Annotated in this window: 23 protein-coding genes and 1 tRNA gene; 20 read left to right on the top strand and 4 right to left on the bottom strand. The window is 70.1% G+C overall.

Annotated elements, in window-relative coordinates; translation table 11 throughout:
- Position 1: 1 nt before the first annotated feature.
- The 3 genes from IT184_09160 (at position 2) to mutL (ending at position 5,642) form a co-directional block, all read left to right on the top strand.
- Positions 2 to 2,794, top strand: coding sequence for a pyruvate, phosphate dikinase (locus IT184_09160; GenBank protein MCC7008970.1), 2,793 nt, complete (start codon positions 2 to 4; stop codon positions 2,792 to 2,794).
- Between the two features lie 122 nt (positions 2,795 to 2,916).
- On the top strand, positions 2,917 to 3,882 hold the full coding sequence (locus tag IT184_09155; protein ID MCC7008969.1) for a magnesium transporter CorA family protein: 966 nt from the start codon (positions 2,917 to 2,919) through the stop codon (positions 3,880 to 3,882).
- A complete protein-coding gene (gene mutL / locus IT184_09150; protein MCC7008968.1) occupies positions 3,873 to 5,642 on the top strand; it encodes a DNA mismatch repair endonuclease MutL in 1,770 nt (589 codons plus the stop codon). The genes IT184_09155 and mutL overlap by 10 nt, the downstream gene beginning before the upstream one ends.
- Before the next feature lie 30 nt (positions 5,643 to 5,672).
- Here the strand turns inward: mutL and IT184_09145 are convergent, their stop codons facing one another.
- Both IT184_09145 and IT184_09140 read right to left on the bottom strand, forming a co-directional pair.
- Positions 5,673 to 6,950 carry a replication-associated recombination protein A gene (locus IT184_09145; protein MCC7008967.1) on the bottom strand — a complete coding sequence of 426 codons (1,278 nt, stop codon included), beginning with the start codon at positions 6,948 to 6,950 and terminating at the stop codon, positions 5,673 to 5,675.
- A gap of 71 nt (positions 6,951 to 7,021) precedes the next feature.
- Positions 7,022 to 7,810, bottom strand: a complete 789-nt coding sequence (locus IT184_09140) for an RNA methyltransferase (GenBank protein MCC7008966.1) — start codon at positions 7,808 to 7,810, stop codon at positions 7,022 to 7,024.
- A gap of 37 nt (positions 7,811 to 7,847) precedes the next feature.
- On the opposite strand from IT184_09140, the gene IT184_09135 reads away from it, so the two are divergent.
- Together IT184_09135 and IT184_09130 are read left to right on the top strand one after the other, a co-directional pair.
- Positions 7,848 to 8,315, top strand: coding sequence for a transcription elongation factor GreA (locus tag IT184_09135; GenBank protein ID MCC7008965.1), 468 nt, complete (start codon positions 7,848 to 7,850; stop codon positions 8,313 to 8,315).
- A gap of 13 nt (positions 8,316 to 8,328) precedes the next feature.
- Positions 8,329 to 9,744, top strand: coding sequence for a hypothetical protein (locus IT184_09130; protein ID MCC7008964.1), 1,416 nt, complete (start codon positions 8,329 to 8,331; stop codon positions 9,742 to 9,744).
- Here IT184_09130 and IT184_09125 read toward each other — a convergent pair.
- On the bottom strand, positions 9,728 to 11,161 hold the full coding sequence (locus tag IT184_09125) for a DHH family phosphoesterase (protein ID MCC7008963.1): 1,434 nt from the start codon (positions 11,159 to 11,161) through the stop codon (positions 9,728 to 9,730). The two genes, IT184_09130 and IT184_09125, sit on opposite strands and share 17 nt — an antisense overlap.
- A 92-nt stretch (positions 11,162 to 11,253) precedes the next feature.
- Here IT184_09125 and uvrB point away from each other — a divergent pair, with 92 nt between their 5' ends.
- The 15 genes from uvrB to IT184_09050 all read left to right on the top strand — a co-directional run bounded on the left by uvrB (position 11,254) and on the right by IT184_09050 (position 23,111).
- Positions 11,254 to 13,290, top strand: coding sequence for an excinuclease ABC subunit UvrB (gene uvrB / locus IT184_09120; GenBank protein ID MCC7008962.1), 2,037 nt, complete (start codon positions 11,254 to 11,256; stop codon positions 13,288 to 13,290).
- Between the two features lie 5 nt (positions 13,291 to 13,295).
- The gene (locus IT184_09115; protein ID MCC7008961.1) at positions 13,296 to 14,066 is read left to right on the top strand and encodes an ABC transporter permease; all 771 of its coding nucleotides are present in this window, start codon (positions 13,296 to 13,298) and stop codon (positions 14,064 to 14,066) included.
- A complete protein-coding gene (locus tag IT184_09110; GenBank protein MCC7008960.1) occupies positions 14,066 to 14,914 on the top strand; it encodes an ATP-binding cassette domain-containing protein in 849 nt (282 codons plus the stop codon). Before IT184_09115 ends, IT184_09110 begins: the two co-directional genes overlap by 1 nt.
- 116 nt (positions 14,915 to 15,030) lie before the next feature.
- Positions 15,031 to 16,071, top strand: a complete 1,041-nt coding sequence (locus tag IT184_09105; GenBank protein MCC7008959.1) for an MCE family protein — start codon at positions 15,031 to 15,033, stop codon at positions 16,069 to 16,071.
- 27 nt (positions 16,072 to 16,098) lie between these two features.
- On the top strand, positions 16,099 to 16,368 hold the full coding sequence (locus IT184_09100; GenBank protein MCC7008958.1) for a YtxH domain-containing protein: 270 nt from the start codon (positions 16,099 to 16,101) through the stop codon (positions 16,366 to 16,368).
- The gene (locus IT184_09095) at positions 16,365 to 16,787 is read left to right on the top strand and encodes a hypothetical protein (protein MCC7008957.1); all 423 of its coding nucleotides are present in this window, start codon (positions 16,365 to 16,367) and stop codon (positions 16,785 to 16,787) included. Before IT184_09100 ends, IT184_09095 begins: the two co-directional genes overlap by 4 nt.
- A gap of 214 nt (positions 16,788 to 17,001) precedes the next feature.
- A tRNA-Val gene (locus IT184_09090) sits at positions 17,002 to 17,077 on the top strand.
- Between the two features lie 373 nt (positions 17,078 to 17,450).
- Positions 17,451 to 17,960: a hypoxanthine phosphoribosyltransferase gene (gene hpt, locus IT184_09085; protein MCC7008956.1), complete on the top strand. Its 510-nt coding sequence runs from the start codon at positions 17,451 to 17,453 to the stop codon at positions 17,958 to 17,960.
- The gene (gene rsgA / locus IT184_09080) at positions 17,953 to 19,032 is read left to right on the top strand and encodes a ribosome small subunit-dependent GTPase A (protein ID MCC7008955.1); all 1,080 of its coding nucleotides are present in this window, start codon (positions 17,953 to 17,955) and stop codon (positions 19,030 to 19,032) included. Before hpt ends, rsgA begins: the two co-directional genes overlap by 8 nt.
- A complete protein-coding gene (locus tag IT184_09075; protein ID MCC7008954.1) occupies positions 19,029 to 19,997 on the top strand; it encodes a DUF2207 domain-containing protein in 969 nt (322 codons plus the stop codon). Before rsgA ends, IT184_09075 begins: the two co-directional genes overlap by 4 nt.
- 80 nt (positions 19,998 to 20,077) lie before the next feature.
- Complete coding sequence (locus IT184_09070) at positions 20,078 to 20,461, top strand: GntR family transcriptional regulator (GenBank protein ID MCC7008953.1); 384 nt, start codon at positions 20,078 to 20,080, stop codon at positions 20,459 to 20,461.
- 81 nt (positions 20,462 to 20,542) lie between these two features.
- Entirely contained in the window at positions 20,543 to 21,421 is an 879-nt protein-coding gene (locus IT184_09065) for a slipin family protein (protein MCC7008952.1), read from the top strand.
- A complete protein-coding gene (locus IT184_09060; protein ID MCC7008951.1) occupies positions 21,421 to 21,762 on the top strand; it encodes a hypothetical protein in 342 nt (113 codons plus the stop codon). Before IT184_09065 ends, IT184_09060 begins: the two co-directional genes overlap by 1 nt.
- A gap of 61 nt (positions 21,763 to 21,823) precedes the next feature.
- Positions 21,824 to 22,216: a hypothetical protein gene (locus IT184_09055; GenBank protein ID MCC7008950.1), complete on the top strand. Its 393-nt coding sequence runs from the start codon at positions 21,824 to 21,826 to the stop codon at positions 22,214 to 22,216.
- 220 nt (positions 22,217 to 22,436) lie between these two features.
- Positions 22,437 to 23,111: a hypothetical protein gene (locus tag IT184_09050; protein MCC7008949.1), complete on the top strand. Its 675-nt coding sequence runs from the start codon at positions 22,437 to 22,439 to the stop codon at positions 23,109 to 23,111.
- Positions 23,112 to 23,135: 24 nt separating this feature from the next.
- Here IT184_09050 and IT184_09045 read toward each other — a convergent pair whose 3' ends face one another.
- The gene (locus IT184_09045; GenBank protein MCC7008948.1) at positions 23,136 to 23,657 is read right to left on the bottom strand and encodes a GNAT family N-acetyltransferase; all 522 of its coding nucleotides are present in this window, start codon (positions 23,655 to 23,657) and stop codon (positions 23,136 to 23,138) included.
- Positions 23,658 to 23,766: the final 109 nt, after the last annotated feature.

Genomic DNA, 23,766 nt, shown 5'->3' with positions numbered 1-23,766 from the left:
GATGGCGAAATCAGGAAAGCAGTCGGCAGCGAAGGCACGGAGCACGGCCACGTCGACGCGCGCAGGCGCGAAGGCGGCGAGCGCGGGGGCGGCGAAGTACGTCTATCTCTTCGGCAGGAAGACCGACGGCAACGGCCAGATGAAGCCGCTGCTCGGCGGCAAGGGCGCCAATCTCGCGGAGATGTGCCGCATCGGCCTGCCCGTGCCGCCCGGGTTCACGATCACGACCGAGGTCTGCACGTACTACTACGCGCACGGCCGCACCTATCCCGCGCAACTGAAAGCGCAGATGCAGGAGGGCGTCGCGGCCATCGAGCGTCAGACCGGCAAGGCGTTCGGCGACCTGAAGAACCCGCTGCTCGTCTCGGTGCGGTCGGGCGCGCGCGACTCGATGCCCGGGATGATGGACACGATCCTCAACCTCGGCCTGAACGACCAGACGGTCGGCGCGCTCGCGCGCAAGACGAGCAACCCCCGGTTCGCCTGGGACTGCTATCGCCGATTCGTCCAGATGTACGGCGACGTCGTGCTGGGCGTGCAGAAGCGGCCGGACGAGGACCACGAGCCGTTCGAGACCGTGATCCACGCCCTGAAGCACGAGCGCTATCACCGCGACATCGAGGACACGAAGCTGACCGTGGAGGATCTCCAGGAGCTCGTCGCCCGGTTCAAGGCGCTGGTGCAGGAACGCGTCGGCAAGGCCTTCCCGTCCTCGCCGTGGGATCAGCTCATGGGCGCGGTGGGCGCGGTCTTCGGCTCGTGGATGAACGACCGGGCGATCGTCTACCGCCGCAAGTACAACATCCCGACCGAGTGGGGCACGGCCGTCAACGTCCAGGCGATGGTGTACGGCAATACCGGCGACACGTCGGGATCGGGCGTGGCGTTCACGCGGAACCCGGCCAACGGCGTCAAGGAGTTCTACGGCGAGTTCCTGATCAATGCCCAGGGCGAGGACGTCGTCGCCGGCGTGCGGACGCCGGAGCCGGTCGCCCAGCTCGAAGCGGAGATGCCGAAGGCGTATCACGAGCTCGAGCGGATCCGGCAGGTGCTCGAGAAGCACTTCCGGGACGTGCAGGACTTCGAGTTCACGATCGAGGACGGCGTCGTCTACATGCTGCAGACGCGCAACGGCAAGCGCACCGCGATGGCGGCGCTGAAGTTCTCGATGGACATGCACCGCGAGAAGCTCATCGACTGGCAGACGGCGGTGATGCGCAATCCGGCCGATCAGCTCGACCAGTTGCTCGCGCCGGTGTTCGACGCGGCGGAGGTCAGGAAGGCGAAGGTGATCGCGACCGGCCTGCCGGCCGGGCCGGGCGCAGCGTCCGGGCAGATCTACCTCAACGCGGATCGCGCGGTCGCGGCGGCCGACAAGGGCCAGGCCGTGCTGCTCGCGCGCGTGGAGACGTCGCCCGAGGACCTGCGCGGGATGATCGCGGCCGAAGGCATCCTGACGGCGCGCGGCGGCGTCTCGTCGCACGCCGCGCTCGTGGCCCGGCAGATGGGCAAGGTGTGCGTGTGCGGCGCCGCGGCGCTCGAGATCGACTACCAGGCGCGGACCGTGCGGGTCGACGGCCAGACGTTCAAGGAAGGCGACTGGATGTCGATCGACGGCACGGCCGGCGCCGTCTATGCCGGCCAGGTGAAGACCGCGCCGTCGGAGATCGTCGCGGGCCTGATCGAGGGCGACGAGCCCGCGAAGCGGACCGAGAAGTTCCGGCACTTCCAGCAGCTCATGAAGTGGTGCTCGGAGGCGACCCGCATGTCGGTTCGCACGAACGCCGACACGCCGGAGCAGACGCGGAACGCGATCGCCTTCGGGGCGATCGGCATCGGGCTGTGCCGCACGGAGCACATGTTCTTCGAGGGCGATCGCATCGACGCGATGCGCGAGATGATCCTCGCCGAGACGCTCGAGGCGCGCAAGGCGGCGCTCGCGAAGCTGCTGCCGTACCAACGGGAGGACTTCGCGGGGATCTTCCGCGCGCTGAACGGCTATCCCGCGACCATCCGCTTCCTCGACCCGCCGCTGCACGAGTTCCTGCCGCACACGCCGGAGCAGCAGGCGGACCTCGCCAAGAAACTGAAGATGCCGGTCGACCGGATCAAGACGCGCGTCGAGCAGCTCCACGAGTTCAACCCGATGCTCGGCTTCCGCGGCTGCCGGCTCGGCATCGGCTACCCGGAGATCTCGGCGATGCAGGCGCGCGCCGTGTTCGAGGCCGCGGCCATCGTCCAGAAGGAACGGATCAAGGTCCGGCCCGAGATCATGATTCCGCTCGTCGGGTTCAAGAAGGAGCTCGACCTGCAGCTCGAGGTCGTGCATCAGGCGGCCCGCGAGGTCCAGGCGGAGCAGAAGGTCAAGCTGAGCTACATGGTCGGCACGATGATCGAGGTGCCGCGCGGCGCCCTCACGGCGGACGAGATCGCGCAGTCGGCGGAGTTCTTCAGCTTCGGTACGAACGACCTCACGCAGACCGGGCTCGGCATGTCGCGCGACGACTCGGGGTCGTTCCTGCCGCAGTACGCCGAGCTCGAGATCGTGACCAAGAACCCGTTCGCGACGATCGACGCCGCGGGCGTCGGGCAGCTCGTCGAGATGGCCGTGCAGAAGGGCCGCCGCGCCCGGCCGGGCATCAAGCTGGGCATCTGCGGCGAGCACGGCGGCGATCCGGCCTCGATCGAGTTCTTCGAGAAGGTCGGGCTCGACTACGTGAGCTGCTCGCCGTTCCGCGTGCCGGTGGCCCGGCTCGCGGCCGCGCAGGCGGCCTTGAGACGGGCTCGAGGCTGATGGCGTCGAGCCGCCGTCCGCGCGCGGGCGGCCCGGCTCCCGATCGCGGGGCGTGCGCCCCGCGATCAGGGGGCTGACGCCGCCGGCGCCGATCGGACGCGTCAGGCATCGCGCCGCGCTCGATGAGAAGCATCCTCGTCCACGCCAACGGCGTCACGCGGCGAGTGGATTCGCTGGATCCGGCGTGGCTCGCTCCGGGCGCGCCCGAGCGCGTGTGGGTGAACATCGACGGTCCGACCGAAGAGGATCGGCCGTTGCTGCAGGAGACGTTCGGCTTCCACGATCTGGCGGTCGAGGACGCGCTCGCGGCGATCCACCACCCCAAGATCGAGAGCTACAACGGGTTCCTCTACGTGATCCTGCACGAGATGGTGCCGTTCGAGGAGCTGTCGGGGCCGGGCACGCGCGACGTCGACTTCTTCGTCACGGCCAACGCGCTCGTGACGGTGCACACCGCCCGCTCCGCGGCGATCGAGGCGCAGCAGGCCGTCTGCCTCAGGCATCACCTCGTGCTCGCCGAAGGGCCGGTCGCGCTGATGCACCGGATCGTCGACGACATGGTGGACGCCTATCAGCCGGTCGTCGACGTTCTCGAGGCGCGGCTCGAAGCTCTCGAGAAAGTCGTGTTCGAGGACCCGAGCACCGACCCGCTGCGCGCGATTCTGTCGCTCAAACGTGACGTCGCGGCGCTGCGGCGCGTGGCGGTGCCGGAGCGCGACGTCGTCTCGCGGCTGGCGCGGCGCGAGTTCGCGGAGATCCCCGAGCCGATCGCCTACCGGTTCCGCGACGTGTACGACCATCTCGTGCGGCTGACCGAAGAAAGCGCGTTCTTCCACGATCGGCTCACCGGCCTGCTCGACGCGCACCTGTCGACGCAGTCCAACCGCATGAACCAGGTCATGAAGGTGCTCACGGTGATCGCGACGATCTTCATGCCGCTCACCGTGCTCACCGGGCTCTACGGCATGAACGTGCCGCTGCCGCACCTGCCCGGCGGCGAGGCCGCGCAGTTCTGGTGGGTGATGGCGATCATGGGCACGCTCGGCGGTGTCATGCTGTGGGTGTTCCGCAGGATGCGATGGCTGTGAACCGCGTGCATCGTCTGCCGCCCGCGCTCGCCAATCAGATCGCGGCGGGCGAGGTCGTCGAGCGGCCGGCGTCGGTCGCCAAAGAGCTCGTCGAGAACGCGATCGACGCGGGCGCCACGCGCGTGGCGATCGCGATCGCGTTCGGCGGCAAGACGCTCGTGGCCGTCGAGGACAACGGCGAAGGCATGACGGGCGAGGACGCGTCGCTCGCGATCGAGCGCCACGCGACGAGCAAGATCGCGAGCGCGACCGACCTCGCCGCCATTCGCACCCTCGGGTTCCGCGGTGAGGCGCTGCCGTCGATCGCCTCGGTGTCGCGGTTTCGCCTGCGGACGCGGGCGCGCGGGACGCTCGTCGGGACCGACGTGCGCGTGGAGGGCGGCGCCCTCGCCTCGGTGCGGGAGGTCGGCGCGCCGGAGGGCACGCTCGTCGAGGTCGCGGATCTCTTCTACAACCTGCCGGCACGGCGGAAGTTCCTCAAGGCCGACACGGCCGAGGCGGCCCAGGTCTCGCGCCTCGTGACGCAACTGGCGCTCGGCGCACCGCAGATCGGCTTCACGCTGCGGAGCGCCGACCGGCTGCTGCTGGAGGCGCCGCCGGCCGCGTCGCTCGACGAGCGGTTCTATCAGATCTACGGCGATCGGCCGGATCTGCTGCGCGTCGAGAAGCACGCCGCGGGGATCTCGGTGCAGGGCTACGTCGCGGCGCTCGGCGAGCAGGGCCCGGTGCGCGGCCCGCAGCACGTCTTCGTCAACGGCCGGATCGTCCGCGACCGGACGATCGCCCACGCGATCCAGCAGGCTTACAGCGTCGCGACCATCAAGGAGCGCAGCCCGGAGGTCCACCTGTTCCTCGACATCGCGCCCGATCGCGTGGACGTCAACGTGCACCCGACGAAAGCCGAAGTGCGCTTCCTCGATCAGGGGCTCGTCCACGAGATCCTGCGCCGCGCCGTCATCGACGCGCTCGGCGCCACCGGGGCGCCTCAACTCGTGCTCGCGCCGGCGGTGCCCCCTCGCTCCTCGGACGCGACGGCGCCGGCGCTGCCGCTCGGCATGGCGCACGTCTGGAGCGCCGGGCCGACGCCGGATCCCGCGCCGCCGCCGCTGGCCGGCACGCCGGCGTTCGCGCCGGATCCCCACCTGCGCACCGCGCCCGGCGACGTGTCGGTCGCGACGCTCATCCAGCCGATGACGCCGCTCGGGCAGTTCCGCAACACGTTCATCGTCGCGGTCGACGACGAGGGCATGGCGATCGTGGATCAGCACGTCGCGCACGAACGCATCCTGTTCGAGCAGATCTCGGAGCGTCTGACGTCGCGCGCCCTCGAGTCGCAGCGCCTGCTGAGCCCGGTCGTGCTCGAGCTGACGGCCGGCGAGCATCAGACGCTCCTGGGCCATCGCGCCGCGCTGGCGCGGTTCGGATTCGATCTGGACGACTTCGGCGGCACGTCGCTGTCGGTCGCGGCCGTGCCGGCGATCCTCGACTGGCGCAGGAGCGAAGCGGCGCTGCGTGCCGCGGCGATCGACCTGGACGATCTGTCGCCGGGAGATGGCGTCGACGCGCTGCTGCGGCGGCTGGCGGCGACGATGGCGTGTCACGCCGCCGTCAAGGCGAACGACCCGCTCACCCGCGAGAAGATGCAGTACCTGCTCGACGAGTTGCGCCGCACCGCGCACTCGTCCGTCTGCCCGCATGGGCGGCCGGTGGTGCTGCGGCTCACCCGGCGCGAAATCGAGCGGAGCTTCGAGCGGACCTGATCGCGGCGGCCGCCTGCGCGGCCGCTCCCATCAAGAAGAGGGATCGGGCCGCCGTTTCCGGCTCGCGTGCTCCAGCGCGGCCTTGACGCGGGCTTCCACGCCTCGATCCGTCGGTCGATAGTAGCGGCGATCCTTCAAGTGCTCGGGCAGGCACGTCATCTCTGCGACGCCCTCGGCCTCGTCGTGCGCGTACTTGTACCCCCGGCCGTAGCCGAGCCCTTTCATGAGCGAGGTCGGCGCGTTGCGCAGGTGAAGCGGCACCGGGGACGCGACGTCCTCGAGCGCGTCGGCGGCGGCCGCGCCGTAGGCCACGTAGATGGCGTTGCTCTTCGGCGCGGCGGCGAGGTACGCCACGCACTGCGCCAGCGCCGTGTTGCCTTCTGGCATGCCGAGGAAGTGCACCGCGTCTTTCGCCGCGAGCGCGATCTCGAGCGCGCGCGGGTCCGCCAGGCCCACGTCCTCCGACGCGAATCGGACGAGCCGCCGGGCGACGTACAGCGGATCTTCGCCGGCTTCGATCATCCGCGCGAGCCAGTAGAGACCCGCATCGGCGTCGCTGTTGCGGATCGACTTGTGAAGCGCCGAGACGAGGTTGAAGTGCTCCTCGCCGGACTTGTCGTAGACGAGCGTGCGCCGTTCGAGAAACGCCGCGAGCATCGCGTGGTCGACCGTCTTCGGGGCGCCGGCCGGATCGGCGAGCGCCGTGGCGAGCTGCTCGAGCAGATTCAGCGATACGCGCGCGTCGCCGTTCGCATGCACGGCCAGAGCGCTCAGCACGTCGTCGCCGGCCGTGAGCCCCGTGCGGCCGAGCCCGCGATCGGAGTCCGTCAACGCCCGCCTCAGGATTGCCACCACGTCCTCGGTCGTGAGCGGCTGGAGGACGTACACCTTCGCGCGCGAGAGCAGCGCCGAGTTGACCTCGAACGAGGGGTTCTCGGTGGTCGCGCCGATGAGGATGATCGTTCCGCCCTCGACGTGCGGCAGGAAGGCGTCCTGCTGCGCCTTGTTGAAGCGATGGATCTCGTCGACGAACAGGATGGTCTGCCGCCCGTCGTACCGGCGGCGTCGCTCGGCCGCGGCGATGACGTCCTTGATGTCCTTGATCCCGGACGTGACGGCGCTGAAGGCGACGAAGTCGGCGCCGGCCGTCGACGCCAGCAGCCGCGCCAGCGTCGTCTTGCCGGTGCCTGGCGGTCCCCAGAGGATCAGCGAGTGCAGCCGGCCCCGATCGATCGCCTGCCGCAGCGGGCGGCCCTCGCCGACGATCTGCGCCTGCCCGACGTACTCGTCGAGCGTGCGCGGGCGCATGCGCTCGGCGAGCGGTGTGGACGCCGCTGGCGCTCGCGCCGGAACCTCGTCGTCCGGGAAGAGCGTTTCGCTCACAGCGGCGTCCTGGCGCGACGTTGCGCCTGGTGACGGCGCACCCAGAGCACGAGCGCGGCGGTCACCGAGACGTTCAGGGAGTTCACGCTCGGGCGCATCGGGATGGTGAGGCGGAGGTCGGCGTGGCCGACGATCTCGGCCGGCAGCCCGGCGCCCTCGTTGCCGACGAGGACGAGAAGCGGCTGCGTGAGGTTGGCTTCCTCGATCGGCGTTCCGCCTTCAGCGACCGTGGCAGCCACGGCTAGGCCGTGCTGGCGCGCGAGCGCCAGGGCGTCGGCCGTCGAGCCGCGGCCGACCGGCAGGTGAAAGGTGCTGCCCATCGCGCCGCGCAACGCCTTCCAGCCGCCCGGGTGAGCCGAGTCGCCGAGCGCGAGCACCGCGCCCGCGTCGAGCGCGTCGGCGCTGCGGATCGCGCTGCCGAGATTGCCGGGATCCTGCACGTCGACCAAGCCGAGCACGACCGGCGGTGTCGTGCGGAACACCGCGTCGAGCGACCGCGCCGACCAGGCCGCGAGCGCGACCGCGCCGCCGGCCGCGCCGCGCACTGGCCGCGCGGCGCTCAGCACCGCGGCGGAGGCTTCGAATGTGGCGGCGCCCGCGGCGCGCGCCCGCGCGAGCAACGGCGCCGCCCGCTCGTCGCCCAGGACGACCTCGAGCGGCACGCCGGCCGCGAGGGCCTCGGCGACGAGATGGTCGCCGTCGAGCAGCGCGATGCCCGCCGGCGTGCGCGTGGCGAGCGCGCGGAACCGCGCGATCACCGGATGCTGTCGGCTGGCGATCCGCACACGCCTATCTTACTTTTGCTATTCTTGGCGTGCCCTCATGAAAGCTCGACTGATCAAGCGGTTCGAACTCGAGATCGTGCAACTGGAGCGCGAGCTCACCATGGAGCTGCCGAAGGAGATCCAGCGCGCCCGCGAGCTGGGCGATCTCCGCGAGAATGCCGAGTACGCGGCCGCGAAGGAGCGGCAGCGCTTCGTCGAGGCGCGCGTGTCGATGTTGCGTACGCGCGTGTCGCAGATCCAGTTGATGAACCTCGACAAGATCCCGAAGGATCGGGCGGGATTCGGCGCGAAGCTGACGCTGCGCGAGGGCGACCGCCAGTTCGTGTACGAGCTGGTGCTGCCCGAGGACGCGAATCCCGACGCCGGGTTCGTCTCGGTGGCCTCGCCGATCGGCCGCGCTCTCGTCGGCAAGGAAGCCGGCGACGAGGTCGTCGTCCCGACGCCGGGCGGCTCGCGCACGCTGGAGATCGTCAAGCTGGTGACCGTGCACGACGAGGACGAGTAGCCCGGCGCCGCCGATGCCGCAGTCCACGTACTCGCCGAAGCTGCGCACCGGCGTCGTGCTGTGCGGCAGCGGCACCGCCGGCGCGTACCACGCCGGCGTGCTGCAGGCGCTCACCGAAGCCGGCATCAAGATCGATGTCGTCGCGGCGCACGGCGCCGGCGTCATGACGGCGCTCGCGGCCGCCATCGACGGCGGCCCGCGCGTCTGGGGCCCCGACAGCGTCTGGGCGTCGCCGCGGCTTGCGCGCGCCTACCGCTGGCGCCGCTCTTTGCGAATCGCCGCCTGGGGCGGTGCGGCCGTCGTGCTGCTCCTCGCGTCGCCGCTGCTGATGCTCGCCGCGGCCGCGGTCGTCTACGCGCTCAGCTTCCTCGCGGCGCTCGTCAATCTCGTCGACGTCTCCGCGCGGCTCGTCGCGCTCTACGGGACGCTCGTCCAGTCGCTCTTCACGCCGCCGATTCTGCCGACGATGCTGCCGCGCGCGCTGGTGCTGGCCGTCGGCGCGATCGTGGCCGTGCTCGCGTTCGCCGCGATCCGGGCCGCGCGGGAGGAGCGATCCCCGCGGCGCCGGCGCGGCACCTTCTGGTGGCACCTCGTGGGCGCGCCGCTCGATGCGGCCGAGCCGGGCGCGACGATGGTCGAGACGCTGTGGACGCTCGTCCGCGGCGCGTCGCACGAGCCGCGGCCGGCGGCGGCCGACATCGGGCGCCGGTACGTCGAGATCCTGTCGGACAACTTCGGTCAGCCCGGCTTTCACGAGGTGCTCGTCGGCGCGCACGACCTCGACAGCCGCCGGGATCTGGTCGGCGCGGTGCTGGCCGCGCCGGCCCGCGGCGCGTTCGAGGGCCGGCGGCGCGGCGCGCCGCGCGAGGCCGAGATCCTCGACTTCACCGGCCCTCAGCGCGAGCTGCTGGTCGGCGTGCTGCAGGGCGCGCTGCGTCTGCCGGTCGCCACGCTGCCGGCGCCCGTGCAGTTCGCGAGCGACAGCTACTGGCGCGGCGAGCGTCATCACCTCTGCGATCGGCCCGAGCTGGCCGTGCGGCTCGTCGAGGAGCTGGCCGCCATCGGCGTCGAGCAGGTCGTCATCGTCGCCGCGGCGCCCGCGCCCGCCGGGCCGCACGCCATGCGCGCCCGCCGTGCGGACCTGCGCGGCCGGCTCGGCGAGGTGTTGCGATCGCTCGAAACGGCCGCGCTGTCGGATGCGGTGGCCTTTGCCGCGGGCCGGTTCTCCGGCGTCTTCGTCGTCCGGCCGGACCACAATCCGATCGGGCCGTTCGACTTCGGCGCGGTGTACGACGAGGCGTCGGACCGGCAGCGCACGATCGGGGAGCTGACCGCGCAGGGTTACGCCGACGCGTACCGGACGTTCATCGAGCCCACCGTGGCGGCGGGCGAACGGTTCAGCCTCGAGGAGCTCACTCAGCGAGCTTGACGGCGGCCTTGCGTTCGGGTGCCGGCTCGCGAAGGAACTCCTCGGCGAGGTCCCCGATGCGCGCCGCGATGCCGACCGCGGAGAGATCGCCGAACTTGGCGCGGAACCGATCGATCGGCACGACGGCCTTGGCCATGGCGCGATGGCCGCCGGCGTTGCCGATGTCCGAGAAGCAGGCCTTCACGAACTCGCCGGCGTTGCGGCTGTAGCCCAGGTTCCGCACGCTCACGATGAGCTGGCCGCCGACGATCCCCGACACGATCGTCCACTTCACGTCGTCGACCTGCAGCAGGAAATCGGCGGTGTAGGGGATGAAGTCCTCGCGCGACGTCTCGCCGAGGAACGCAGAGAAGACCTGGTTCTTCAGGCGGCTGGCCGACAACGCGCGCGTGACGTGCTCGAGCCGCTCGAGCGTGAGGTCCGATCCCTCCATCTTGCGGATGAGCGCGGCATCGGCCAACGGATACAGGAACGAAAACGCCTCGAGGTCGACGCGGTTCGTCTGCCGGGCGAAGAACAGGGTGTCCGACTTGATCGCGTAGAGCATCGCGGTGGCCGTGCGCTCCGAGATGTTCACGTCGACCGCCCGGAGGTGCTCCGTCAGGATCGTGCAGGTCGAGCCGTAATCGGCCCGGATGTCCTTGAACACCGCGGTGTAGCCGGGCTGCTCGGGATGGTGGTCGACGACGAGATCGACGCGCGGCAGCAGGCCGCCGAAGTAGTGCGGCTGCACGTCGACGGTCGCGATGCGGTCGAAGCTCGGGAACTCGTCGGCCGTGATCGTCTCGAGCTGGATGTCGAGCAGGTCCGCCATGCGGAGGTTCTCCGGGCGCGTGATGCCCTGGAGCGCGCCGATGATGGCGGTCGTCCGCGTGCGGCGCAGCACGTTGCGCAGCGCGAGGCCGGCGGCCAGCGCGTCCGGGTCCGGCTCGTTGTGGAGCAGGATCAGCACGCGGTCGGCGTCCGCGAAGTACCGCTGGTACTGCTGGACGCGCGCACGCGTCAGCGACCGCCCGAGCTCGGACGTCAGCGTCGGCGCGAGCAGCTCCGCCAGATCGAGGTGCGCGAGCTCCGGCACGACGGCGCGCAGCTCGTCGGCGCCGCGGCGGGCCGCGTGCCCGTCGACGTGCAGCAGGTAGATCAGGTTGCCGCCGGCGTCGCGGATCGAGGTCAGGATCCGCTTCAGGCCACGGCGCGCGTTGTCCTCGACGATGACGCAGGTGTTCGGCGTGAGATCGACGCGCAGATAGGCGTCGACCCGGCGGGGATCCCCGAACGTCGCGGCGATGCCGTCGTCGACGAGCCGCCGCGCCAGCGGGCGGCTCTCGACGAGGAATTCGAGGTCGAACGATGACGCCAGCACCCGGTGCAACAGCCGGATGACCAGCTCGTCCTGGCAGACAGCCAGCGCACGCACAATCCCCGATTATACGCGGACGTCCGGCGGACCGGGCCGCGGCCGGGCGGCCGGGCTCCCGGGGGCTCGTAGTACCATTGAATGTTCTGGATATGCGCGCCGGAGCCGCCGATCGTTTCCTCATCGAAACCGACTTCGAGCTGAAAGGCGACCAGCCGCGCGCGATCGACGAGCTGGTGGCCGGCCTCGAGCGCGAAGACCGGGCGCAGGTCCTGTTGGGTGTCACCGGATCGGGCAAGACCTTCACGATGGCGCAGGTGCTCGCGCGCGTGAACCGTCCCGCGCTCGTCCTGGCCCACAACAAGACGCTCGCCGCGCAGCTCTTCCAGGAGTTCCGGCGCTTCTTTCCGCACAACGCCGTCGAGTTCTTCGTCAGCTACTACGACTACTACCAGCCGGAAGCCTACATGCCGGCCACCGACTCGTACATCGAGAAGGAAGCGATCATCAACGACGAGATCGACCGGCTGCGGCTGTCGGCGACGCGCTCGCTGTTCGAGCGCCGCGACGTGCTGATCGTCGCCAGCGTGTCGTGCATCTACGGCCTCGGGTCGCCGGAGGCGTACTACGGGCTGATGCTGGCGCTGCAGCGGGGCGTGCGCATGGAGCGCGACCAGGTGCTCCGCAAGCTCGTGGAGATCCAGTACGAGCGCAACGACCATGAGTTCGTCCGCGGGACGTTCCGCGTCCGCGGCGACATCGTCGAGGTCTATCCGGCCTACGAGGACATCGGGATCCGGATCGGGTTCTTCGGCGACGAGATCGACGAGCTCGTGTCGTTCGATCCGCTGACGGGCCGCGAGCTGCGCCGGCACGAGCGGCTCGCGGTGTACCCCAAGTCGCACTTCGTCATGCCGCGCGCGCGCGCAACGCAAGCCGTGGATGCCATCAAGGCGGAGCTCGCGGAGCGCCTCGCCGAGCTCGAACGCGAAGGCCGCGTGCTCGAGGCGCAGCGGTTGCACCAGCGGACGATGTTCGACCTCGAGATGATCAAGGAGATCGGCTACTGCCACGGCATCGAGAACTACTCGCGCCATTTCTCCGGCCGGGCGCCGGGTGAGCCGCCGCCCACCCTGCTCGACTACCTGCCGTCCGATGCGCTCATCATCGTCGACGAGAGCCACCAGACCGTCCCGCAGTTGCGAGGCATGTACCACGGCGATCGGGCACGCAAAGAGGTGCTCGTCTCCTACGGCTTCCGGCTGCCATCGGCGCTCGACAACCGGCCGCTCAGCTTCGCGGAATGGGAAGGTCGCGTCGGCCAGGTCGTCTACGTGAGCGCCACGCCCGGGCCGTACGAGCTGCGGCAGGCGGGCGGCGTCGTCGTGGAGCAGATCATCCGGCCGACGGGCCTCGTCGACCCGGCGATCGAGGTGCGCCCCGTCAAGGGCCAGGTCGACGATCTGCTGGCCGAGATCCGCGCGACCGTGGCACGCGGCGAGCGTGTGCTCGTCACGACCCTCACCAAGCGGATGGCCGAAGACCTGTCGCAGTACTATCAGGAGCTCGGCGTCCGGGTACGGTACCTGCATTCCGACATCGACACGCTGGAGCGCGTGCAGATCCTGCGCGACCTCCGGCTGGGCAACTTCGACGTGCTCATCGGCATCAACCTGCTCCGCGAGGGCCTCGACCTGCCGGAGGTGTCGCTCGTCGCGGTGCTCGACGCCGACAAGGAAGGGTTCCTCCGCTCGTCGGGTGCGCTCATCCAGACCGTGGGGCGCGCCGCGCGCCATGTCCGCGGCCGCGCCATCCTCTACGCCGACGTCATGACCGACTCCATGCGGCAGGCGATGGCGGAAACCGACCGGCGTCGCCGCGTGCAGCAGGCCTACAACGACGAGCACGGCATCACGCCGGCGTCGATCGTCAAGCACATCGACGACGTGCTGTCGAGCGTGTACGAGCGCGACTACGTCACCATCCCGACGGTCGCCGACGAGCGCGAGCGCTTCCGCACGCCGGCGGATCTCGAGGCGTTCATCGCGTCGCTCGAGGCCGAGATGCGTGCGGCGGCGGCGAACCTCGAGTTCGAGCGGGCGGCGAAGATCCGCGATCGGCTCAGGAAACTGCGCAGCCCCGATGCCGTCGTCGCGGCGGGGGCGGTGGTCGAGGAGCCGCGCGCGTGAGCCCCGTGGCGACGGCGGGCGGCTGGCTCAAGCGTGCCGTGTTGGAGGTGCAGGAGTACCTGCTGCTCGTCGGGCAGGTGGGCCGCGCGCTCGTCACGCGGCCGATCTACGCGCGTGACATCGTCGAGCAGCTCGACACGATCGGGATCGGCTCGCTCACCGTCGTCGTCCTGACGGGCTTGTTCACCGGCATGGTCCTGGCGCTCCAGACCGGGATGACGCTCGACCGGTTCGGCGCCCGGTCGGTCGTCGGCCAGCTCGTGAGCGCGTCCATGCTGCGCGAGCTCGGCCCGGTGCTGACGGCCCTGATGGTCACGGGCCGCGTCGGGTCCGGCATCGCAGCGGAGCTCGGGTCGATGGTCGTGACCGAGCAGATCGCGGCGCTGCGGTCGCTCGGCACCGATCCGATCCGCAAGCTCGTCGTGCCGCGCGTCGTGGCCGGGCTCGTGATGGTGCCGGTGCTCACGGTCGTCAGCGATGCCGTGGGGATGATCGGCGGGATGGTCATCTCGGTCATGCAGCTTCGCGTGGCGGCGAGCATCTACTGGGCGAACGTCTACGAGGGCCTGTACCTCGACGACATCTGGATGGGGCTGGTCAAGCCCGTGATCTTCGGGTTCGCGCTCGTGTCGATCGGCTGCTACCTCGGCCTGCGCGCGCACGGCGGCACCCAGGGCGTCGGCCGGGCGACGACGCAAGCGGTGGTCGCGGCGTCGGTGGCCGTGCTCGTGCTCGACTTCCTGATCACGAAGTTCCTCATGGCGGTCCTGTACTGATGACGTCCGCGCCTCGCGCCGCCGCCGTGGCCGCACCGGCAGCCGACGACGCGCCGATTCCGGCCGTCCGGTTCGATCGCGTCACGCTGGCCTTCGACGACAAGGTGATCCTTCGCGACGTGAGCTTCACGCTGCTGCCCGGCCGGCTGAAGGTCATTCTCGGCGCGAGCGGGGCGGGGAAGTCCACGATTCTGCGGCTGTTGCTGGGCCTGCTGCGGCCGGACGCCGGGCGCATCTTCGTCCATGGCGAACGCGTGGACGAGCTGAGCGAGTCGGCCCTCATGGCCGTGCGCCAGCGGCTCGGCATGGTCTTTCAGGAGGGCGCCCTCTTCGACTCGCTCACCGTGCGCGAGAACGTCGGCTACCGGCTGTACGAGGAGACCGATCAGCCGCTCGCCGAGGTGGACGCGCGCGTCATGGAGGTGCTGGGCTTCGTCGGGCTCGCGGAGTTCGCCGACCGGATGCCGTCGGAGCTGTCGGGCGGCCAGCGGCGACGTGTGGCGATCGCCCGCGCCATGACCTCGCGGCCGCAGATCATGCTGTACGACGAGGCGACGACCGGCCTCGATCCGATCACGGCGCTCACCGTGGACCAGGAGATCATCAAGCTCCGCGATCTCGAGGGCGTCAGCTCGATCGTGGTCACGCACCAGTTGCGCGATGCGTTCTTCGTGGCGACGCACGAGGCCGTTCGGCGCGGCGACGCGATTGCGATCGTGCCCGTGGCGCCGGACCACGCCGAGCGCTCGGAGTTCATCGTGCTGCGCGACGGCCGCATTGCGTTCGAGGGAACCGCCGGCGAGCTGCGGGCCACGACCGACACGTACCTGAGGGAGTTCTTGAGCTAGACGGAAGGTCGCTGGCGATGATGTGGGACCAACGCGCCGGAGCGCGCCGGGCGAGCGCACGCGCCGGCGCCATCGCCCATATCACGTTGAGGACGTTCCGGGAGTAGGACGCGCACATGCCACGCACACGTTCCATCGCCTGGTCCCAGTTGAAAGTCGGCATCATCGGGGTCGTTGCCTTCGCGCTCACCAGCTTCCTGATCTTCCAGGTGGGCGGTGAGGGAGGATTCTGGCAGAGCCGCTATCCCCTGAAGGCGCGGTTCACCGACATCGCCGGCCTCAAGGCCGGTGCCGTGGTCCGGCTCAACGGCAAAGAGGTGGGGACCGTGACGAGCGTGGAGTTCGCCGGCACGCAGCTCGAGGCGGTCTTCGAGCTGCTCGAGGCAGTGCGGCCGCTCGTGACGACCGAGGCCACGGCGGCCGTCGGATCGCTCAGCCTGCTCGGCGAGCCCATCATCGATCTGAAAGGACGGCCAGGCGGCCGGCCGCTGAACGACTGGGAGTACGTGAAGGCGAGCGCGTCGGCCGCATCGATGGCGGATCTGACGAGCACGGCGTCGGCGAGCCTCGAGCAGTTGAACCAACTGCTCGCCGACGCGCGCGCGGGCCGCGGCACGCTCGGCAAGCTCGTGGCCGACGATGCGCTGTACAACGAGATGCAGGCGTTCGTCACCTCGGCCGGTGACCTCACGCGGACGCTCAACAGCGGGCGGGGGACGCTCGGGGCGCTCCTGAAGGACCCGTCCGTGCACGACACGCTGCGCGCCTCGCTCGCCAACGTCCAGACCATGACCGCGCGCATCAACAGCGGGCAGGGCGCGCTCGGCCGTTTCCTGAACGACGAGGCGATGGGACGGTCGATGTCGGCCGCCTCGTCCAACGTCGAGCAGATCACCGGCAGGCTGACTCGGGGCGAAGGGACGGCCGGCAAGCTGCTCACCGACCAGCAACTGTACGACCGGCTCAACAGCATGGCCGGCCGCGTGGACGAGGTCGTCAACGGCCTCAACGCGGGGCGCGGCACGGCCGGCCAACTGCTGCAGGACCGGGCCCTTTATGAGAACATGAACCGCGCGGTCACCGAGTTGCGAGATCTGCTCGGGGAGATCAAGAAGGATCCGCGGAAATACCTGCGCGTCAACGTCAGCATCTTCTGACGGCACGAGAGCCGCTGAGAGGTGACCATGTCGAACCACGGAAGTTCCGCAGGGACGGTGCTCGTCTCGTTCGTCCTCGGCGCGATTGCCGGCGCAGCGGTGGCGCTGCTGTACGCGCCGGCCGCCGGCGAGGATCTGCGGCGGAAGCTCGCCGAGAAAGCCCGCGAAGGCCGGGAGCGAGCCGAGGCGCTGGCCGAGGAAGGGCGCGAGTTCTTCGATCGTCAGCGCGACACGATCGCGTCCGCCGTCGAGCGTGGCCGCGAGGCGTACGAGAAGGTGCGGAAGGAGAGCCTGTGACCGACTGGGCGGTGGTCTGGCTGGGCGTCATGGCGGTGTCGCTCGCGCTCATGGCGATCATCCAGATCGCGCTGATCGCCGCGGGCATCCGGCTGGTCCTCCGGATGTCGGCGACGATCGAGGATGCCCGCAAGGAGCTCCGGCCCCTGCTCGACAAGGTCAATCGCATCGCCGACGACGCGGCGAAGGCGGCCTCGCTCGCGACGCTGCAGGTCGAGCGCATCGACCAGGCGATGGCGGCCACGGCCGCCCGCGTCGACGAGGCCGCCACGGTCCTCCGCGCCGCCATGGGCGGCCCGATTCGTCAGGGCGCGGCCGTCGTCATGGCCATCAAGGCGATCCTCTCGGCGCTGCGCCGCACGCCGGCGCCGGCCGGCCGCGGCCGGCACGACGACGAAGACACGCTGTTCGTCGGCTGACCGCGGCGTCGCTTCGTCTTCATCGGCCCGCCGCGGCGTTGCGGCATCGTGATTGGCCGCCATGGCTGGCCTCGCCGTGATCGCTGACCGTGGCTTCGCCGCGTCGTGATGGCTGGCCGCGACTTCGCCACCTCGTGATGGGTCGCCGTGGCTTCGCCACGGCTTGGCCGAGACGCGGCGACTACGATAAGCTGGGACCGCTTCGCGAACGGTTGGGCGCTTGGCTCAGTTGGTAGAGCATCGCCTTCACACGGCGGGGGTCAGTGGTTCGAGTCCACTAGCGCCCACCAACCTTTCTGGCTCGACAGGACACCAAGGACGACGGGTCCACGACAGGGGCGCCGCTGGCCATCTTCTTCTCTCGAGAGAGCGCGACGCCATGAGTTCCCCCGTGGAACCCACCGTCCGCCGCCGTCATCCAGCAGCGCCGTCCGTACCTGTTGTGCCCATTCCAAAGAGGGTGACCGCGTCAGTTCGTTCCTCGGACCCGTCGTACCGGTCGTACCTGTCGTACCTGTCGAAAGAAGATGACTGCGTCAGTTCGTTCCTTGAACCCGTCGTACCCGACGAACCGGTCGTACCCGTCGAAGAAGACGACTGCGTCAGTTCGTTCCTGGGACCAGTCGTACCCGACGTACCAGTCGTACCCGTCGTACCCGTCGTATGCCCGACCTGCTGATCTCCCGCGCGGCGATCGCTGATCGCGTGTCGGCCATCGCCTCGGCGATGTGCCGCGACATCGGCGGTCCGGTCCATTGCGTGGCGGTGCTGAACGGTGCGTTCATCTTCCTCGCGGATCTGATGCGGGCGTGCGACGGGCCGGTGACCTGTGACTTCCTTGCGGTCGCCAGCTACGGCGCGGGGCAGCGATCGTCGGGAGAAGTCCGCATCACGAAGGACCTCGACCAGTCGATCGAGGACCGCGACGTCGTCATCGTCGAAGACATCGTGGACACGGGGCGGACGCTGTCGTTCCTGCTCGCGACGCTGCGGGCGCGGGGGCCGCGATCGTTGCGCACGGCGTGTCTGCTCGACAAACGATCGCGCCGCGAAGTGGACGTCCACGTCGACTACGTCGGCTTCGTCATCCCGGACCGCTTCGTCGTCGGCTACGGCATGGACTTCGACAGCCGCTTCCGGAACCTCCCGGACATCTCCGTGCTCGATGGCTGACGACGCCCTGGGCCCGCTCGGCTGGACGGCGGCGCGGGCCGAGGCGTTCGAGCCGTGGCGGCGCGAGGAGCTCGTGCCCGGTCGGGTTTCGCTCGAACACAACCATGTCTACCGGGTGCTGACGGCGGACGGCGAGGTCCTGGCGGAGGCGGCCGGGCGGCTCAAACACGAGGCGCAGGCGCGCGCGCACCTGCCGGTCGTCGGCGACTGGGTCGCGCTCCGTCTCGAGCCGGCCGGACCGCGCAGCCAGATCCGCGCCGTGCTGCCGCGCACGAGCGCCTTCGCGCGCAAGAGCGCCGGCCGCACGACGGAGGCGCAGATCGTGGCCGCCAACATCGACACCGTCTTCGTCGTCTTCGCGCTCGACGAGCGGTTCAGCGTGCGCGCGATCGAACGGTACCTCGTCGCGGCGCGTCTCAGCGGTGCCGTGCCGGTGATCGTGCTCAACAAAGCCGATCTCGCCGGCGATCCAGCCGCGTTGCGCGACGACGTGCGTCGCACCGTCGGTGACGTGCGAGTCTGCACGGTCAGCGCTCGGACAGGCGCCGGGCTGGACGCGCTGGAGGCGTACCTGGTCGACGGTCGGACCGCGGCGCTCCTCGGGCCATCGGGCGTCGGCAAGTCGTCGCTCGTCAACCGCCTCGTCGGCGCCGAGATGCTGCCGACCGGCGACGTCCGCACCTGGGACGCGCGCGGCCGCCACACGAGCGTCCACCGGCAGCTCGTGCGGCGGGCGGCTGGCGGGCTGATCATCGACACGCCCGGCATGCGCGAGTTGCAGCTCTGGGATCCGGAAGGCGTCGCCGATGCGTTCGAGGACGTGGCCGAGCTGTCCGCGTCGTGCCGCTTCCGCGACTGCCGGCACGACCGTGAGCCGGGATGCGCCGTCAAGGCGGCCGTCGAAGCCGGCGCGCTCGACGCACACCGCTACGCCAACTTCCTGAAGCTGCAGGCCGAGCAGACCGAGATCGAGCGCCGCCGCGAAGAGCGCGCGCGGGAGACGCCCGAACGTCAGGTGAAAGCGCGGCCGCGCGGTCCGACCACGCCGAAAGACGGCCGGCCCGGCCGATGATCCGCCAGCTTGGTTGCGTGGGCCGCGCGGCGATGCTCGCCGCGCTGGGTGCCGTCGCGTGCCGCCCCGCGCCCGCGGCGCTCCTCGAGCGGCTCGACGTGCACGTCGGCGTCACTGCCGATGGCGGTGTCGAGGTCGTCGAGACCGCGACGGCCCGATTCCCGGTCGCGGGTGCGGTGTTCGAGCGGGCCATCGACGGCACGTGGGCCGACGAGATGTCGCTCATGTCCGCGACGATTGACGGCGCGCCGCTTGCCGCAGCCGGCGATGTGCAGTTCGCGGCGTCGGCCGGCAAAGCGCTGGGCGTCCGCGTGACGGCGCGCGGGCCGTCCACCGTGGCGCGCGAGATCGCGCTTCGGTACCGAGTCGAGGGCGGTGTCGGATTGGAGGGGCCGCGCGGCCTGCTGACGCTGCCGATCGTTCGCGCCGATCGGCGCGAAGCGATCGGGCACGTGACGGGGACGCTCGAGCTGCCAATCGGCATCGAGCCGCTCGACGGGTCCGGCGTGGCCGAGGCGGGGTGGACGGTCGAGCGGCGTCCGCGGGGACTGTTCGCCGCGCGCGACAGCCTGCCGCCAGGCGAAGGCGCGACCCTGATGGCGCAGTTCGAGATCCAGCGCGGCGCCGTGCCGGAGCCCGCATGGCAGCGCCATCAGGTGCAGGCGCGGAACCTCGCGCCCGCGTTCATCTCCGGTGGGCTCTTCATCCTGGTGATCGGCGCAGGCGTGCTCTGGATCATCCGGCTGCAGTATGCGACGAAGGCCAGAGATGCGGTCGTCGCCGAGCGCGCGGAAGTCCGGCGCGGCCTCTGGTTCGCCGGCCTGGCGTGCCTCGGGCTGGCGCTGCTCACGGCCATCGCGGCGCACTGGCTGCTCGGGCATCTCGGCCCTTGGCCGCAGGCGTTGCCGATCAGCATCTTCGTCGTCGGTGCCGGTTTCCTGGTCGTGCATCGGCGGTGGGTGTAGGCGCGGAGCCAGCAAGCCCTCGAAAGCCTCACACGCCTCGCGCTGTTGACTTGTACTAATGAACTAGTATAATAGGTCGCGTGGCGCTGATCACGCTGGATCCGGGCGACCGAACGCCCATCTACGCGCAGCTCGAACGCGGGTTGCGCGCGGCGATCGCCACCGGCCGGCTCCGGCCTGGCGACCAGCTTCCAACCGTCCGGCAGCTCGCCGTCGAGCTGCGCATCAACGCCAACACGGTCGCGCGGGTCTACGTGGACCTCGAGCGGGCGGGCGTGATCGAGACGCGGCGGGGCGTCGGCTCGTTCGTCGCCGCGACGCCGGCGCAGGCCCATCCGCCGCGCGAGCACCAGCGCCGGCTGCATGCGTTCGTCACGCGCGTGCTGGCCGACGCCGATCGCGCCGGCCTCACGATCGACGAGCTGATGGCGACGCTCGACTCTCACCGAAAGGAAGGGACGTAGATGCTTCCGACTGTGCTGCTTCGTCGCGCCGAGGATCGACCGGCCGGCCCGCGAGTCAACGTCATCGGCGTCGCAATCCTGATGCTCACGGTCGCCGCCGGCGGTGCCTGGTCGTTGGCGGCCGGTACCCCGCTGCCGATCCTGGTGTTCGCAGCGCTCGGCCTCGTGCTGATGCAGTCGCCGCAGGTCGCCTCACAGTGGGAGCGGGCCGTGGTGCTGCGGCTGGGGCGGTTCGTCGGCTTGCGCGGCCCCGGGTTGTTCTGGATCGCGCCGTTCGTGGATCGTGTGCCGACGTGGATCGATCAGCGTACGATCACGACGAGCTTCGCCGCCGAACAGACGCTCACGTCCGACACCGTACCGGTCAACGTCGACGCGGTGCTGTTCTGGATGGTGCACGATGCCGAGAAGGCGGCGCTCGAAGTCCAGGACTACTCGCAGGCGGTGAGCTGGGCCGCGCAGACCGCGTTGCGCGACATCATCGGCCGCACGACCCTGACCGATCTGCTGCGCGGCCGCGAGCGCATCGAGGGCGAGCTGCAGCAGCTCATCGACACGCGCTCCAATCCGTGGGGCGTCACCGTGTCGTCGGTCGAAATGCGCGACGTCGTGATTCCGGGCGCGCTTCAGGACGCGATGTTGCGCGAGGCTCAGGCCGCACGCGAGAAGCAGGCCCGCATCATTCTCGGCCAGGCCGAGCTCGAGATCGCCCAGTCGTTCGCCGAGGCGGCCAAGTCGTACCACGAGAACCCCACCGCCCTGCACCTCAGGGCCATGAACATGCTGTACGAAGGGCTGAAGGAGAAGGGCGCGCTGATGCTGGTGCCGAGCAGCGCGGTCGAATCCATGGGGATGGGCGGCCTGATGGGCGCGGCGGCGCTGCGGCAGGCGACGCTCACGGGCGGCGACGTCGTGACGGGGGTCGAGAACAAGCCTGCGAGCCAGGCAAAGGAGGCGTGATGACGGCAACGGACGCGCTGTTCTTGATCGGACCGATCGGTGGAGCTGCCGGCGCGCTCGTCGCCGCAGCCTTCAGGGCGGGGTGGTCGCCGTCACGGCTCGTCGTGCCGGATCCGTTCGCGCGCGACTTCCGGCTCTTGGACGTCGTCAACATCGCGCACGTCCGGGTCGCCGGTGTCGGCGGCCTCGGGCTCGTCATGGCCGCCGCTGTCGTCGTCGTGCAGTACCGATTGCTCACGGCGGCGTATCTTGCCGGGTTCGTCGGCGGGCTGCTCGGCGCCCTGTTGCTGATCGTCTTGCGGCGACGGCGCCCGTCCGCCGGTGTGCTGCACGTCGTGTAGGAACAGTACGGCGAGCATCGGCGGGCTTCCGAACGGCAACGCGATCAATCGCCACCGCACCATGGCACTGGTGGTCTTTCTATGGGGAGTCAACATCGGCGGCCGGAGAGCGTTCCGGCCGTCGAAGCTGAGAGAGCAGCTTCCGCACCTCGACGTCGTCAGCATCGGCGCCGCCGGTACCTTCGTCGTTCGCCAGCCGACCGGACGAACCGCCTTGCGCACCGAGATCGCCGCTCGGCTCTATCGACGACACCCAGAGGCTGTCCGCTACCTGGGCAGAGTCGATCGGCTCTTCGGAACGCCGGTCACCACCCGCAACTGGAACACGATCCGGGATTGCGAACGTGCTGGGCGACACGCTGGGGTGATCGGGGTGATCGAAGGCGCCGCGCCGCCGCTGCAGTCACCGCGAGGAACGTGCGCTTGCGAAGTGCTGACTCACCAAGCCCGCTGACGCTCTCCGGAGTCCTGCGAGGAGGCTCGATACGGCCGCTGCTTCGCGGCCCGCAGCGGATCTGGGTAGAATGTCGGCCTGTCTCCACGACTCAGGCGCCTCGCCGATGCGGCGTCTGGCGACGTGCTCCCACGACGGCAAGACGGGGTTCAGGATGGCTGCAGGACGGAGATCGGTCGCGAGCGCGATATCGAATGCCTGCCGGTCAGCTCTTGGCATCGTGCTGATCGCGCTGACAGCCGTGGCCGGCTGCAGCAAGAAGAGCACTTCCGGAACGAATTCGAACACGAACAATCCGACCGGTCCGGGCGGCAGCACCTGTCGTACCTACATCACGTCGGGCAGGGACATCACCACGGGGGGCGGCTCCGTCGTCACGCTCACGTATTCCGGTACGTTCAATACCTCGTCGATGCAGACGACGCTCAACACCAGCTACGTGGACAGCGCCGGACCGGCGTTCTCCTACACGCAGGTGACGTCTTACCGTTCGGTCGCCGAGTTCGTGGACGAAGTGAAGGTCGTGCCGCCGTTGACGCTGTCGATCGGCACGACCGCGAGCGGAGGCACGGCGTTCTCGTTGGTGAACGGCTACGACGGCCAGCGTCGGCTGACCGGCTTCACGAACAGCAGCAGCGGCGGTGCGATCAACACGGTGTACACAGCGTGGGATTCGTCGGGCCGTCCCACGGCCGGCAGCGGCTCGGCCACTGGGGCGCTGACGATTGTCTACAACGACGCCGCGCGCACGGCGACGACGACCATCACGGGCCTCGGTGTTCAGGTGGCGACGTACGACGCCAACGGCAACCCCGTGACGCTGCTCCAGAACTACGGCGCCGGTTCCGTCACGACCACGACGACGATCTTGGCCACCGGGACCGTCTGCAAGTAGGGCGCCCGGGGCGCCAGCGCGTGCTCACTCCCACACATACCGCAGCGCCGGCGTGACGATGCCGGCAGTCAGCTCGATGTCGCGGCGCTCCACGACGCGACCGTGCTCGCGGTCGTAGAAGCGCCGCGCGCGGACGTTCCCTTCGATGACCCAGAGGTGCATGGGCTGGCCCGGCGAGACGGTGGCCGACCACTGGCGTGCGGCGTGGAGAAGCGCGGCGCCGATGCCGCGGCCGCGGCGGCCGGGGCGCACGTGCAGGTTGTCGAGGAGGGGTCCCCAGGCCGGATCGGCGTCGCGCAGCACGCAGGTGAAGCCGACGAGCTGGTCGTCCTCGACGGCCTTCAGCACCAACTGCGCGGCGTCCGGCACGGCCAGGCGCGCCGTCCAGACCTGCCGCCGGTCCTCGACGATCGGACCGGCGAGGTAGGCGTCCGGGACGAGCCCGCGATAGGCGCTGCGCCAGCTCTCCGTGTGCAGCGCCGCAATCGCCTCCGCATCGCCGGGCGTCGCGGCGACGAGACGGACATCGCTGAAGTCGATCTTCACGGCCCCGAATCATACGTCCGACTTCTGGCCGCCGACGGCGAGGTCCTCAACCTGACCGACGCCATTCGCGCAGCCAGGCATCCACGCTCCTTGGCTGGACGACCGCGTG

It is taken from the genome of Acidobacteriota bacterium (assembly GCA_020853395.1).
Lineage (GTDB): Bacteria > Acidobacteriota > Vicinamibacteria > Vicinamibacterales > SCN-69-37 > JADYYY01.
This window is presented reverse-complemented; position numbering and strand designations above follow the sequence as displayed.